Raw genomic sequence first — 12,780 nt, 5'->3', positions numbered from 1 at the left:
AGATCAACACCTCAGCATTGATCGTACTCTTCAAGATTTGGTCAAAGTAAGGCCAGCTAATCATGATAACTAACACTTAATTTTTCTAAATAGATATATGTGGAATGTACTATGACGAAAGTATTGAGGGTTTTTTAAAAAAGAAAAAGGACCAGATTTCTCTAGTCCTTTTTCGTTTCATCGTTTTGGGAGGGGCGATGGGCTTGGGCTACGGATTAAGCAGCCAAGCTCTTTGATTTTTTCGGATCTTTTTTCGCAGCAGGCTTTTTGTCCTGGGCCTTTGCACTCTTATCGAATGCCACCGCGAAGACTTCATCAAGGTTTTCAGCCAAGATGAAGTTGATTTTGTCTTTGAAGATCTTAGGGATGTCAGCAAGATCCTTTTGGCAAGCCAATGGGATAATGATGTTTGTAATTCCTAAGTTCAAAGCCGCTAAACACTTCTCACGGATACCGCCGACAGGAAGCACGCGACCTTGGAGAGTCACTTCACCTGTCATCGCGATATCGTGACGAACAGGAGTTCCAGTCATCAAACTTACAAGAGCGGTCGTAAGCGTGATACCAGCAGAAGGACCATCCTTAGGGATTGCACCCGCAGGCAAGTGAACGTGAACATCATACTTTTCAAAGAAGTCCTCAGGGATACCAAGTTCTTCCTGGTGCGCACGAGCGTAAGACATCGCAGCGTGAGCAGACTCTTTCATCACATCGCCAAGTTGACCTGTGAGTGCAAGATGTCCTTTACCTTTCATTTTCAAAGCTTCGATAGTGAGAACTTCACCACCAGCTTGTGTCCACGCAAGACCTTGAACAACACCGACTTGAGAGTCAGCGATCTTGTCATCGCGTTGGAATCTTGGAGGACCGAGCAATTCAGGAACTGTTGTTGGAGTTACCTCAACAAAGTTTGCTTCGCCCATCACAACCATTTTAGCCACTTTACGGCAAACTGAACCTACTTCACGCTCAAGGTTACGAAGACCTGCTTCACGAGTGTAGCCTGCGATCAAGTACTTGATACCTTCATCAGTAAACTTGATGTTTTCTTCAGTGATACCGTTGGCTTCAATTTGTCTTCTGATCAAATGTTTTTTCGTGATCAAAAGTTTATCGTTTTCTGTGTAACCAGGAATATTCAAGATTTCCATACGGTCACGCAATGCTGGTGGAATATTTTCCAACACGTTGGCAGTTGCGATGAACAACACATTTGAAAGATCGAAATCGACGTTCAAGTAGTTGTCGCGGAAAGTTGAATTTTGTTCCGGATCCAAAACCTCAAGCATGGCTGCTGAAGGGTCACCGCGGAAATCAGAACCCAATTTATCAACCTCATCGAGAACGATAACTGGATTGTTTGTTTTCGCTTGGCGAAGAGCTTGGATAATTTTACCAGGCATCGCGCCGACATACGTACGACGGTGACCACGGATTTCCGCTTCATCCTTCACGCCGCCCAAAGCGATACGGAAGTATTCACGGCCCATCGCGCGAGCGATAGATTTACCCAAAGATGTCTTACCTACACCTGGAGGACCACCGAAGCAAAGGATTGGACCTTTAAGATTTGGCTTAAGTTTACGTACAGCCAAGAACTCCATGATACGGTCTTTTGCTTTTTCAAGTTCGTAGTGATCTTCATCCAAAATTTCTTTAGAGCGCTTAAGATCAATATGATCTTCAGATTTTTTGCTCCAAGGAAGATCCGCCATCCAGTCAAGGTATGTGCGAACCATTGTTGCTTCAGAAGCATCTGGATGCATACGCTCCAAACGTCCAAGCTGTTTCAACGCTTCGGCTTCAACATTTGGTGGCATGCCGGCGTTAACTAGTTTCTCGCGAAGTTCATCCATCTCTTCAGATTTAGAGTCACCTTCACCGAGCTCATTCTTTATAGCTTTCATTTGCTCGCGCAAGAAGTATTCGCGTTGTGACTTCGACATATCTTCTTTGCCGCCAGCGCGATTCTTTTGTTGAGCTTGCATCACTTCAAGTTCAGCAGCCAAGATTTCGTTAACTAGACGAAGTCTTTCTGTTGCATCTGAAGTCTCAAGAACTTTTTGAGCGTCTTGAACTTTGATACCTAAGTTAGAAGCAATCAAATCAGCGATACGACCTGGATCAGAAACATCGTCCAACACTAACAAGATGTCTGGAGAAAGAGGGCGACCTAGAGCGATGATACGCTCGATGTGCTCTTTGGCTGTTCTGATCAAAGCCTCATTTTCAACAACAGTTTTTTGTGTTGGGATGTCTTCGATTTTTTCTACGGCCACTTCAAAAGAAGGAGCTGTCTTTGTGAAATTTTTCACGCGGCCTTTTGCTACACCTTGGATAAGGATTTTAACACGGCCGTCAGAAAGTTTTCTCATTCTCATGATCATCGCTACAGTACCTACTGTGTAGATGTTGTCAGGAGATGGATTTTCTTCCGTGATATCTTTTTGTGAAGCCAAAAAGATCAGGCGATTCTTTGCTAGTGCTTCTTCAACTGAGCGGATCGAAGCATCACGCCCTACGAACAATGGAATAATCATGTAGGGGAATACTACGATGTCTCTCACAGGTAACATTGGCAATGTCTGTGGGATTTCTAGAACTTTATCGTCAAAACTCATACCGCTCCTCCGCGTAATGCGGGAATATTTGTTTTCTCGTATGAGTCTTCTCGGCGTGAGACAGTGGGAGCTTAAATCAAAATTTAAAAATTGGACTGACATCCATGTCAGTAGACCTCATCCAATGAGATTTACTGAGCATTATTGGAAAAGATTAGAATGGCTCTCTTGTTCTTCCATGCAATCAATACAAAGGGCTGTGAATGGACGAGCCTGAAGTCTGCGTGCGCTGATAATTTCACCGCAAGCTTCGCACTGGCCATAAGTCCCATCCGCAATTTTAGAAAGAGCTCTTTCGATTGCATAGAGCGCTGTACGATCTCTTTCATGAAGATGAATGGAAATATTATTAGAGATATCCAGAGATGCAACCTCAGCTTCATCTGCGACAGATGTGATGCTAGATTGCTCTGCTTTGAATTCATGTGTCTTGTTCAGAATCGAACTCTTTTGGAAGAGCAAAGATTCTTTCAAGTTTTTTAATTCTGTTTCTGACAGTTCGGTTACGTTCATCTCACCCCCCGATATGATGATCCTGGCCGAAATTGGTTTCCTTATTACGGGGGAATGAATGACTGTCACGAAAAAAGCGGCGCGTGATTATTTAGCGTGCAAACTTACGACCAACCGCTTCTCGAAGTTCTGCACCCTCGATACTGAGGCGTGTCCAAGGAATTGCTAACAATCTATCAGCCTCAATCATCTCTTCCGTCTCTTCACAGATTCCGAAAGTTCCTTGCTCGATGCGTGCTAAGGCCATTTCAATTTCTACCAATTGATTTCTCATGCGCTCTTGGGACACCAAGAATGAATGTTCAGCAATGTGTGCGACCGATTGATCCGCCTCGTCGCCACCTTTTTCCACATGGACTAGTTCGCGTTGGGCTGTTCTGAAGCGATTCAAAACATCCTGTTTTGCAATTAGAAGTTTCTTTCTGCACTCCATCACTAAGTTTTCAGAGATACGACTTGTCATAACAACCCCCTTCTTTAGATTTTGCGACTCTCATCGTCGCTGGTGTTCCTTAGACAGGACACCCAAAGTCGGGGGTTAAAAAATCGTCATAAAAAATACTTATGGGAACTATTTTACAAGCTTAGTGGGAATAACCTCGCCCTTTTCAACAGTTAGGGGGGTGACTGGACGTTCAATTTCGCGCTCAGCATTCATTGAAAGAGTGCCCAGGGCTCCAGGGAAACGCTTTAAGGATGTCAGTTTCTGCGTTAATTCTTCACGAGAGCTCGCACCTGAAGCGATCAACTGACGCAAGATAAGGCCCGCATCATACGCTTGGATTTCGATAAGAGACGGCTCTTCGTTATATAAAGACTTATACTCATTCATGAAGCGAGATCTAGTTTGTGCTGTCGGAGAAATACTATCCACGAAAAGCAAATTGTTCGCAAAGTTTCCCGCGCGACGAGCGACGTCTTTTGTATTCCACAAATTCGTGCCCAAAAGTTTCACGTTGCGGACATCGTTATAAGAAAGCATCGCAGAAATTTGTCCCATTGCTTTCACGCTGTCAGGAATAAAGATCGCGTCGAAATCTGTAACCGGTGGAAGAACTGTTTCAAGATTTGATTGGCGCACAGATCTTTTTTTATCACTGTGTTGCAGCTCTTTAAGGCGCACAGAGAACTCGTCTTGGCGTGCTTCACCGAAATAAGTCCCAACAAGTCGTTGAATGACAAGACGGAAATCTGTCTCTTTAGTTGAATATGTTTGCACCGCCGTAATCTGTCCACCGCGTGCTAGAACTTCATCCCAAAAAATATTTGTGAACTCAATACCGTACGGATCATTGGGATAAAGAATAGCAAACTTCTTCATTCCCATATCTTCCATCGCCGTACGAACAAGGGCGCGCACCTGCATACCGCTTGTTAAAGAGTTTCTGAAAACCGTAGGACCAATTTCTGTCAGACCGGATCTTTGCGAAAGAGCGACAGTCGGAACACCAAGCTCATCTGATTTTGCGGCAACCGCGGGAGCTGTTTTACTAAGTAAACTTCCAACAATCGCGATGACGTTATCTTCCTTAACAAGACGTTCAACACCACGGCGAGCAGAGTCCGGGTTTCCCTCACTGTCCATCACGGCCAATTTGAAGCTTGATCCGGGAATATGAAGTCCTAAGCCCATCTCAAGGCCACGCAAAGCTCGCTGTCCAACCGGAGCGTTCTTACCACTTAACGGCAACACAACACCCACAGTTTGCGTTTGTACGTTTTTAGAAGCTTCAAGCTGTTGCAAAATATCTTGCGAACGAACGGCCAGGTCGCTGCCCGGCATATAATCAGTCACGCCCGAAAAATATTTTTTCGCCGTGGAAATATCCTTACGATCCAAAGCCATTTCACCAAGACGATACATCGCATGCGCGCGCAAATAACCAAAGTCAGAATTTTTTGCGACGTCTTCAAGTTGATCTTCATTTAATTTGTTTTCGACGATGTCGATCGCGTGAAGACGATAAGTTTCCTGATCTTGCTTGTTAGGAGCCTGAACAGACTGTGTGACTAAGCCCTTAAGATACTCCAAGGCATCTTCCGTTTTTGGCGCCTCAGGTAACGTCAAAGTTTCACTTTGAATTTGCTCTGGCGTTTTTCCGGTTGTCATGCCGCTCATCGCTTTTGGTTTTTTCGCGGCCGCCGCTGTCGGTGGTCTGTACGGAGGACGTTTTTTTGTCGCTACCGTCGTACAAGAAGCTAAAAGGCAAGCCGTTAGCAAAAGCGCAAATCGAGATGTCATTTTCTATTCCTCATAAGATGAGAGACTTTTTCTTGGAAAGCTTTCACAAGGGGAGTGGTTTCAGTAGACTTCGCAAGCTCTTCGACAAGTTCTTTTTGTCTTGCTGAAAGATTATGAGGCGTATCTACAAGAACGCGCACAAGCATGTCACCGGAACCAAATCCGCCGAGTTTTGGAAAACCTTTTCCTTTGAGTCGGAACGTTTGTCCCGAGTGAGTTCCCGGAGGAATGCGAATCATCGCTTTTCCTGTGAGCGTGGGAACTTCAATATTTGTTCCTAAGATCGCATCCGTGTAGGTGATCGGAAGATCCAAAGTCACATCATTTTCGTGTCGTTTAAAAAGAGGATGCTCTTGAATGTTGATGATCACGTAAAGATCACCCGCAGCCCCGCCGCCAGCAGCGGAATCACCTTCGCCGGAAAGTTTTAGGCGTTGGCCCTCTTTCACGCCAGCAGGAACATTCACAGAAAGTTTTGCAGATTCCTCTTTGCCGCCTTTTTGACGAACAAAGCTGATGATTTTCTCAGTGCCCAGAGCGGACTCTTCAAATGAAATATTTAATGTGTAGCGAAGGTCGGTGCCCTTGGCTTGTTGACGGCGAGCGCGTGCACCGGCAGCTCCACCTGGGCCGCGGGCATTTCCAAAAATTTCGCCAAAGACATCACCGAAGATGTCCTGGAAAGGATCTCCACCATTGTTTCCCGCGCCGTGTGTTCTGCCGAAACCACCAAAGCCGCCAGCGCCGCCGAAAGGTCCGCCCGCACCACCGAAACCTTGTTGGGCTCCGGCGTGTCCGAACTGATCATACATTTCGCGTTTTTTCGTATCGCTCAATGTATCGTAGGCTTCGCTGATCTCTTTGAATTTCTCTTCGGCTTTTTTATCGCCGGGATTTTTATCCGGGTGAAACTGCATCGCAAGCTTGCGATAAGCTTTCTTGATCTCATCTGCCGTCGCAGTTCGTGAGACACCCAAAATGGAGTAGAAGTCTTTTTTAGACAATCAACACCCTCTTACTCTGGTTTTTTCGCGACAATCACTTGTCCTGTGCGAATAACCTTGTCGTGAAGTTTATAAGGTTTTTTAAATACGCGCGCGATATGTCCTGGAGGCACTTCGTTGGTAGGCTCTGCACCTAAAGCTTCGTGAACAGCCGGATCAAATGGCGCGCCTTGAGAGGGGATTTCCTGAACAGCATTGCGTTGCAAAAGAGATCTCAACTCTTGAGCAGTCATTTCAATGCCTTGTTTGAAAGTTGAGAAGTTCTCAGGACCCACGTTTGTGGAAAGAGCACGTTCGAAATTATCAACAACCTCTAAAAGCTCGCGGATAAAACGTTCGCCTCCGTATTTTGTGAGCTCAGCGCGCTCTTTGATGGCGTTGCGTTTATAGTTTTCAAACTCCGCACGAAGGTAAAGAAAATCGTTTTTGAATTTCTCAGCTTGTTCTTGAAGCTTTTGAATTTCTGAAGCGCCTTCACCAGATGGAGGATTGGAGTTTTGAGAGTTGTTTTCTTCAGACATGACACTTCCTTTCGCAATACTTAAGATTGTGTATTGATTAGGGATTGTCAATGCGGGCTAGGCCATAAAAATTGTTTAGATTTCGCCTTCTAAAAACGTCAATTCTTGGAAAACTTTATTGCTTAAAACAAGGCCGTCGCGCGTGAGCGACCAATGCCCGTTGTCATGTTGAACCCATGCTTTTTGTTCAAGGCCCTTAAGAAGACTTTGAACCTTTTCACTAACATGAACCGGAAACTTTTGAGCCAATTGTTCAACATTGAGTCCGCGCATTAAACGCATCGAAGTATGACAAAAGTCCGTAAGTGCTTGATGCATTTCAAGAGCTTCATATTGCGCGGATGGCAAATGCAAAGCTGGGGAAGTAAACTGTTGTCCTTCAAAAGCCAGGATTTGTTTTTGGTATTCACCGATGGAATTGATATTCCAGTAGCGCGTACCCCAAGCGGATTCCTTTGTGTAAGAATGGGCACTGAGTCCCAATCCCCAATAAGGTTCATCCACCCAGTACAATAAATTGTGTCGTGATTCATATCCAGAAATCGCGAAGTTGGAAATCTCGTATTGCTTAAAACCCTTTGCCGTCAATTCATCGGCGATGATGTCAAACATCTCTACTTGTTCATCATCAATAGGGCGACCTTTTGAAAGTGGATGTCCATCTGGAACCGTGAGGCAATAAGGGCTGATATGTTTTGCCCCTTGTTCAATTGCAATCTTTACGTCGTTCTTAAGGCCCTCAACAGTTTGTGATGGCAGCGCAAAAAGAATGTCGAAGCTAAAATTCAAATTGTGAGCCCGCAAAAGGTCCAGGGTTTCAAGCGTCTGTTTTGCATTGTGCTCACGGTTCACCATTTTTAACAAACGATCATCGAAAGTTTGAGCACCGACAGAGAAACGATTTACTCCGTGGTCCAAATAGATTTTCAATTTCTCTTCATTGATCGTCGCCGGATTGATTTCGATGGTGATTTCAGTGTCGGGTCTAGTTGTGTACCCATAGCTACCCAGCTCTTTTATAATAGCTACAATGAGAGGAGCAGGGATCAAGCTCGGTGTTCCGCCGCCAAAGTAGATCGTGTCGAGACTTTGCGGTTTGTAATACTGATGCTTCTGACGAATTTCTTTAAACAGCAATTCGACGTACTGATCCGGCGGCAAAATTTTGCTTTGCTCGTAAGTCGCGAAGTCACAATACGTGCAACGCTGAATGCAATAAGGGATATGAACGTAGACGCCAAATGCCATGGGAGTTATCTAGAGTATGTCTAAAAAATTTCAACTAAAAAACGGTCTGAAAGTCCTTTTCTTAGAAAGCCACAAGTCTCCGGTGGTCTCAGTTCAAATGTGGGTGAAAACAGGCTCCGCGGATGAAAAAAAGAATGAAGAGGGGATTTCTCACTTTATCGAGCACTTGGTTTTTAAAGGCACTCGCAAGTACGGTGTCGGTGAAATTGCAGCCACCGTGGAAGGCTCCGGCGGGGAGCTGAATGCTTATACATCTTTTGACCAAACTGTTTTTTATGTCACGATTTCAAAACAATTCTCGGATGTCGCTTTGGACGTCATCAGTGAAATGATGGGCTTCCCAACATTTGATCCAAAAGAGATCGACAATGAGCGCGAAGTCGTTATTGAAGAAATCAAACGTGGTCAGGACAGCCCGGGCCGTCGTGCCTCTCAGTTGTTGTTTACGAATGTCTTTAAGAAAAGTCCTTATGGAATTCCTGTTATTGGGTACGACAAAGTCGTGCGCAAGGTTTCATATAAAAAAATTCGTGAGTACTATCAATCTCGCTACGTGCCTTCGAATATGTTCCTGGTTGTGGCCGGTGACTTTGAATCTAAAGAGATGAAGAAAAAAGTCGAGCAAATGTTTGGCGCCTTTGAGCCGTTCAAACTTAAAAAAATATCTCGCACTAAAGAACCAGCGCAAAAAAATATTCGTATCAAAGTGGAAGAAACGAAGTTTGAGCAAACAACGGGTTATCTGACTTGGAGAATCCCGAATGTCAAAAACAAAGACATTGCGGCCCTTGAGGTGATGTCAGCAATTTTAGGACAAGGGGATTCGTCTCGTTTGATGCAAAGCTTGCGTATCAAGGAACCTCTGACAAATTCAGTGGGTTCTTTCAGTTATTCGATGCAAGAAGATGGTTTGTTTGCGATTTCATTTAATCTTGAAAAAGAAAATTTGGCGCAAGCTCTTGCGAAGATCACCCCAGAATTGACTCGTTTGATTGAAACTCCTCCGACAGCGGCGGAAATGCAAAAAGCGATTACGAATTTCGCCAGCCACGAAGTTTATTCGATGGAGACTGTGGATAACATTGCGAGAAAAGCCGGAAGCAATGAGTTTTACTACGGCGATCATGACTACTACAAAAAGTACATGAAGCAAGTTTATACTTTAAAGCCTGAAGACATTCAAAAAGTCGCGAAGAAATATTTTAAAGCGGACACTTTTGGTATTTCTCTCATGACTAATATGGAGAAAAAAGAAGCGGAGAAAATTCTTAAGAATTATGCCAAAGATCTTAAGAAGGCTTTGGCTGCGGCAAAGATTTCTAAAGAAAAAGAAAAATTTGCAGCAAAAAAATTCAACATCAATACAGACGCCGTGAAACACACTCCGGAAACAGAGAAAATTGTTCTGTCTTCCGGTGCGACTCTTTTAATTCGCGATCAAAAAGACACGCCTTATGTGGCAATGAAGGCAGCTTTTATGGGCGGCGTTCGTGTCGAAAAAGAAAATCAGAATGGATTAACGGAGATTTTCTCTCGCAACTGGCTTTCTGGATCTAAAAAGTTTACGGAAGATGATATTAATCTCAAAGTCGACGAGATGGCGGCAGGCCTTGGTGCATTTGGTGGAAGGAACTCTGTGGGCCTCTCCATGGATTATCTTTCCCCTTTTGAAGACCGTATGCTCGAGATCTATGCGGATTCTCTTTTAGCCCCTCAATTTCCTGACGCGATTTTGGAGCGCGAAAAAGTCGTGATCAAAAACCAAATCAAATCGCGCAATGACAATCCGGCGCAGATTTGTGTTCTGAATTTCATGAAAGAAATTTTTAAAGGACACCCGTATTCTCGTGACCTTGTGGGAAGTGAAGAATCCATTGCGGCAATTACGTCAAAAGAGTTGCACGACTACTATAAGAAAGTGGTTCAAGCGAAGAACCTCACTTTTTGTGTTGTGGGTGACGTCAATAAAGACAAATGGGTGAAAGCTTTGGAAGCAATCACAAAAGAGCTTCCGCGCGGAGAGAAAATCTCGAACAGTTTCCAAGCAGCTCCTTTAACAGAGAATAAAAAACTTTTTCATGAGCTAAAAAAAGAACAAAGTCACATCATCGTTGGTTATCGTGGTTTGACGTTGAAAGACTCGGATCGTTTTACTCTTGAAATTATTCAGTCGATTTTAAGCGGTCAGGGAGGACGATTGTTCTTAGAGCTTCGTGACAAAAACTCTTTGGCTTATTCAGTTTCTCCAATGCACATGGAGGGAATTGAGTGTGGATATTTCGGTGGATACATCGGATGCTCTCCAGAAAAGGCGGAAAAAGCGATCTCAATGCTGAAGGCTGAATTCCACAAACTTGCGGATACAAAGATTTCTGAAGAAGAACTGATCCGGGCGCAAAGATATTTGATTGGGCGCCATGATATCGAATTGCAAAGAAAGAGCACGATCTGCAATGCGATTCTTTTCGATGATATTTACGGACTGGATTATCGTGAAAGTCTGGATGTTGCAGAAAAATATTTTGCGATTACGCCGAAAGATATTCAGAAATTAGCACAGAAGATCTTCTCGCAGCCCACAGTGATTAGTCTTGTGGGCCCCACAGATGTGAAATAATTAACGAGCTAGGTGACCGGCCGCGACGGATTCTTCCAACATGCGTTCGGTCACTTTCCAAAGTTCTGGCAATCCTTCAGAAATCGGCGGCTGGCACTTGGCCACAACTTTATCCACAGTGACCTTGTGATTTTTCCAGGAATAACCCTCGTTTAAGTAGTTTGAAAAAATCGGCATAAAGCGGTCAATCGCAGAAACGAATTTTGCTTCTGGCGAAACGCCTTCTTCAAATTCATTCCACAAAGACTTAAATTCTTCAGCAACGGTATTAGGCAGCAAGCCCATGATTCTCTCAAGAGCTGCGGCTTCGCTGGCTTTCTTGTTAGAAAGATCTCCATACACCATCGTGTCACCAGCATCGATTTCCACGATGTCATGAAGAAGCGCCATTTTCACAGCCTTCGCGATATCAATTTTTTGCGGAGATGTTTTTTCTAAAACAAGAACAGTCATCGCTAAATGCCACGAATGTTCCGCTGAATTTTCTCGACGGCCACCATTGTGAATAAGCGCTTGTCTCTCGATTTTTTTAAGACGATCAATTTCTTTAATAAAAGGAAGTAGGCTTTCAATAGTCATAGGCGAATACTATGATCAAGAACGTCCCCCTGTCCAGACTTGGGGAGTTTTTTTCAGGGTAGGACTTTAGGAAATTCCAAAAACTGACGAAAAGAGTACTGTTTGGGTATCTTTTCATAAGAATTCTCCTTGGCTAAGGGGAATTCTAGACCTTAGAAAGCGGTCTTTGAGGCCGCTTTTTTATTCTGCAAATTTGAGATTCTATTGAAAATGATTGAGAACGAAGACGTGAAGATCGTGTGTCTGAGTTCTGGATACTTTTTAAAGTTCGCGACGGAAGTCTTCGATGATTTGTTGATTCATCTTCTGCAAATCTTTAAACCCATTGCCAAGAGTCTGTGGATCTTTCGCAAAAGACTCAGAAAGATTTCTTTCTAAGATAGAAAAAACTTTGTAAGGCAGAGCTTTTCTATAATTGTCGCTCTTAATTTTATTCTTTGTGATTTTCCAAAGTTCCCAACGCGCGGGTAAGAAAGCATAATAAACATCACCGAAGAAGCCTGAAAACAAAACTTGTTCTTTTTCCCAGCGTTGTTCATTCAAATGATGTCTTCCATTCGTAAAATCACGCATGTTGATGTCGTTTGAAGAGTGCTTTTTCACCTGCGCCTCTTTTTCTCGCGAAGTAAGAAGATCACTCACCGCTTTCGGATCACGAGTCATCACTAATGCAATTGTGTCGGCAAAAAGTTCGTGATGAGCACTGCGAATCAGCCAATAACGACGCATATTCTGAAGCTTCTCGGACATGGCCTTGGCTTCATAAGCTTTATCTATAGCAAGGTTTTCTAACTCCGCTTTCTTTTCTTTATTGTGAAAGGTCACCTGCGAGCGGTAAGCAAGCTGCTTTGCCTCTTCGACTTTTTCCTGAAGACGTTTTTCAAGAGTGAGAGCGTCTTCTTTGATGCCTTTGTAGCTCTCCAAATCTTTCAATAAATTGTGTTCAAAAATCGCATGACCATATTCATGCGCCAAAGTTGTTTGATTAATTTTAGGATGCACTTTTCCCATCGAATCTGGGCGCAGTCCCACATAGATTTCAAAATTCTCGGCATTAAAACTTGAAGCCTTAAACGCGGTTCCCACTCTGACAGTCGACTGCTTCGGAATTTCTAAAGGCGAAAGCAAAGACTCAATTTCAGAGAGAGTTTTCGCAAAGTCCTCTGCCTTGGGCCCCTGAAGGGCGGTACTTTCCACTTCAACACGACCTTGAAGTGCATACTCTGAAGAAAACAAAGATTCACATCGGCTTTGAGCAAAAGCAGAAGAGGCGCAAAAAACGCCGAAGCATGACAAAACAATAGCCAATCGCGAAGCCTTCATTTGAAGCTCTCCCTAATGCTGAAATACCAATTCAAAAGGCATACCTCGAAAAAGCGTCTCATTATGAGACTTAGGCCCAGGAACTAAAAAACATTAACCGAAAAACGTCTCA

The 12,780-nt window shown here is 43.8% G+C and carries 10 protein-coding genes; 1 reads left to right on the top strand and 9 read right to left on the bottom strand.

The features are described 5' to 3' along the window. Window positions 1–215: 215 nt before the first annotated feature. The 7 genes from lon to hemW all read right to left on the bottom strand — a co-directional run bounded on the left by lon (window position 216) and on the right by hemW (window position 8,149). The gene (gene lon / locus ACLSSO_RS18585) at window positions 216–2,621 is read right to left on the bottom strand and encodes an endopeptidase La (RefSeq protein ID WP_295901824.1); all 2,406 of its coding nucleotides are present in this window, start codon (window positions 2,619–2,621) and stop codon (window positions 216–218) included. 141 nt (window positions 2,622–2,762) lie between these two features. Continuing rightward, the gene (locus ACLSSO_RS18580) at window positions 2,763–3,134 is read right to left on the bottom strand and encodes a TraR/DksA family transcriptional regulator (protein WP_295901820.1); all 372 of its coding nucleotides are present in this window, start codon (window positions 3,132–3,134) and stop codon (window positions 2,763–2,765) included. A 91-nt stretch (window positions 3,135–3,225) separates the two neighbouring features. After that, a complete protein-coding gene (locus tag ACLSSO_RS18575) occupies window positions 3,226–3,597 on the bottom strand; it encodes a TraR/DksA family transcriptional regulator (protein WP_295901818.1) in 372 nt (123 codons plus the stop codon). Between the two features lie 108 nt (window positions 3,598–3,705). Then, window positions 3,706–5,376 (bottom strand): penicillin-binding protein activator, encoded by a 1,671-nt coding sequence (locus tag ACLSSO_RS18570; RefSeq protein WP_413943704.1) that lies wholly within the window; start codon window positions 5,374–5,376, stop codon window positions 3,706–3,708. After that, entirely contained in the window at window positions 5,373–6,380 is a 1,008-nt protein-coding gene (locus ACLSSO_RS18565) for a DnaJ C-terminal domain-containing protein (protein WP_413943703.1), read from the bottom strand. Before ACLSSO_RS18565 ends, ACLSSO_RS18570 begins: the two co-directional genes overlap by 4 nt. An 11-nt stretch (window positions 6,381–6,391) precedes the next feature. Further along, on the bottom strand, window positions 6,392–6,901 hold the full coding sequence (locus ACLSSO_RS18560) for a nucleotide exchange factor GrpE (RefSeq protein WP_413943702.1): 510 nt from the start codon (window positions 6,899–6,901) through the stop codon (window positions 6,392–6,394). 75 nt (window positions 6,902–6,976) lie between these two features. Then, entirely contained in the window at window positions 6,977–8,149 is a 1,173-nt protein-coding gene (gene hemW, locus ACLSSO_RS18555) for a radical SAM family heme chaperone HemW (RefSeq protein ID WP_413943701.1), read from the bottom strand. A 16-nt stretch (window positions 8,150–8,165) separates the two neighbouring features. On the opposite strand from hemW, the gene ACLSSO_RS18550 reads away from it, so the two are divergent. Next, window positions 8,166–10,766: a M16 family metallopeptidase gene (locus ACLSSO_RS18550; protein ID WP_413943700.1), complete on the top strand. Its 2,601-nt coding sequence runs from the start codon at window positions 8,166–8,168 to the stop codon at window positions 10,764–10,766. On the opposite strand, the gene ACLSSO_RS18545 is transcribed toward ACLSSO_RS18550, so the two are convergent. Together ACLSSO_RS18545 and ACLSSO_RS18540 are read right to left on the bottom strand one after the other, a co-directional pair. Then, entirely contained in the window at window positions 10,767–11,345 is a 579-nt protein-coding gene (locus ACLSSO_RS18545; RefSeq protein ID WP_413943699.1) for an HD domain-containing protein, read from the bottom strand. A gap of 261 nt (window positions 11,346–11,606) precedes the next feature. Beyond that, the gene (locus ACLSSO_RS18540; protein ID WP_413943698.1) at window positions 11,607–12,668 is read right to left on the bottom strand and encodes a hypothetical protein; all 1,062 of its coding nucleotides are present in this window, start codon (window positions 12,666–12,668) and stop codon (window positions 11,607–11,609) included. Window positions 12,669–12,780 lie beyond the last annotated feature (112 nt).

It is taken from the genome of Bdellovibrio sp. HCB-162 (assembly GCF_047344985.1).
In the GTDB taxonomy this organism is placed as follows: Bacteria; Bdellovibrionota; Bdellovibrionia; order Bdellovibrionales; family Bdellovibrionaceae; genus Bdellovibrio.
This window is presented reverse-complemented; position numbering and strand designations above follow the sequence as displayed.

Excerpts from the sequence above, each read along its gene's own strand:
- lon (WP_295901824.1), bottom strand. The coding sequence starts at position 2,621 with ATGAGTTTTGACGATAAAGTTCTAGAAATCCCACAGACATTGCCAATG.
- ACLSSO_RS18580 (WP_295901820.1), bottom strand. The coding sequence starts at position 3,134 with ATGAACGTAACCGAACTGTCAGAAACAGAATTAAAAAACTTGAAAGAA.
- ACLSSO_RS18575 (WP_295901818.1), bottom strand. The coding sequence starts at position 3,597 with ATGACAAGTCGTATCTCTGAAAACTTAGTGATGGAGTGCAGAAAGAAA.
- ACLSSO_RS18570 (WP_413943704.1), bottom strand. The coding sequence starts at position 5,376 with ATGACATCTCGATTTGCGCTTTTGCTAACGGCTTGCCTTTTAGCTTCT.
- ACLSSO_RS18560 (WP_413943702.1), bottom strand. The coding sequence starts at position 6,901 with ATGTCTGAAGAAAACAACTCTCAAAACTCCAATCCTCCATCTGGTGAA.
- hemW (WP_413943701.1), bottom strand. The coding sequence starts at position 8,149 with ATGGCATTTGGCGTCTACGTTCATATCCCTTATTGCATTCAGCGTTGC.
- ACLSSO_RS18550 (WP_413943700.1), top strand. The coding sequence starts at position 8,166 with ATGTCTAAAAAATTTCAACTAAAAAACGGTCTGAAAGTCCTTTTCTTA.
- ACLSSO_RS18545 (WP_413943699.1), bottom strand. The coding sequence starts at position 11,345 with ATGACTATTGAAAGCCTACTTCCTTTTATTAAAGAAATTGATCGTCTT.
- ACLSSO_RS18540 (WP_413943698.1), bottom strand. The coding sequence starts at position 12,668 with ATGAAGGCTTCGCGATTGGCTATTGTTTTGTCATGCTTCGGCGTTTTT.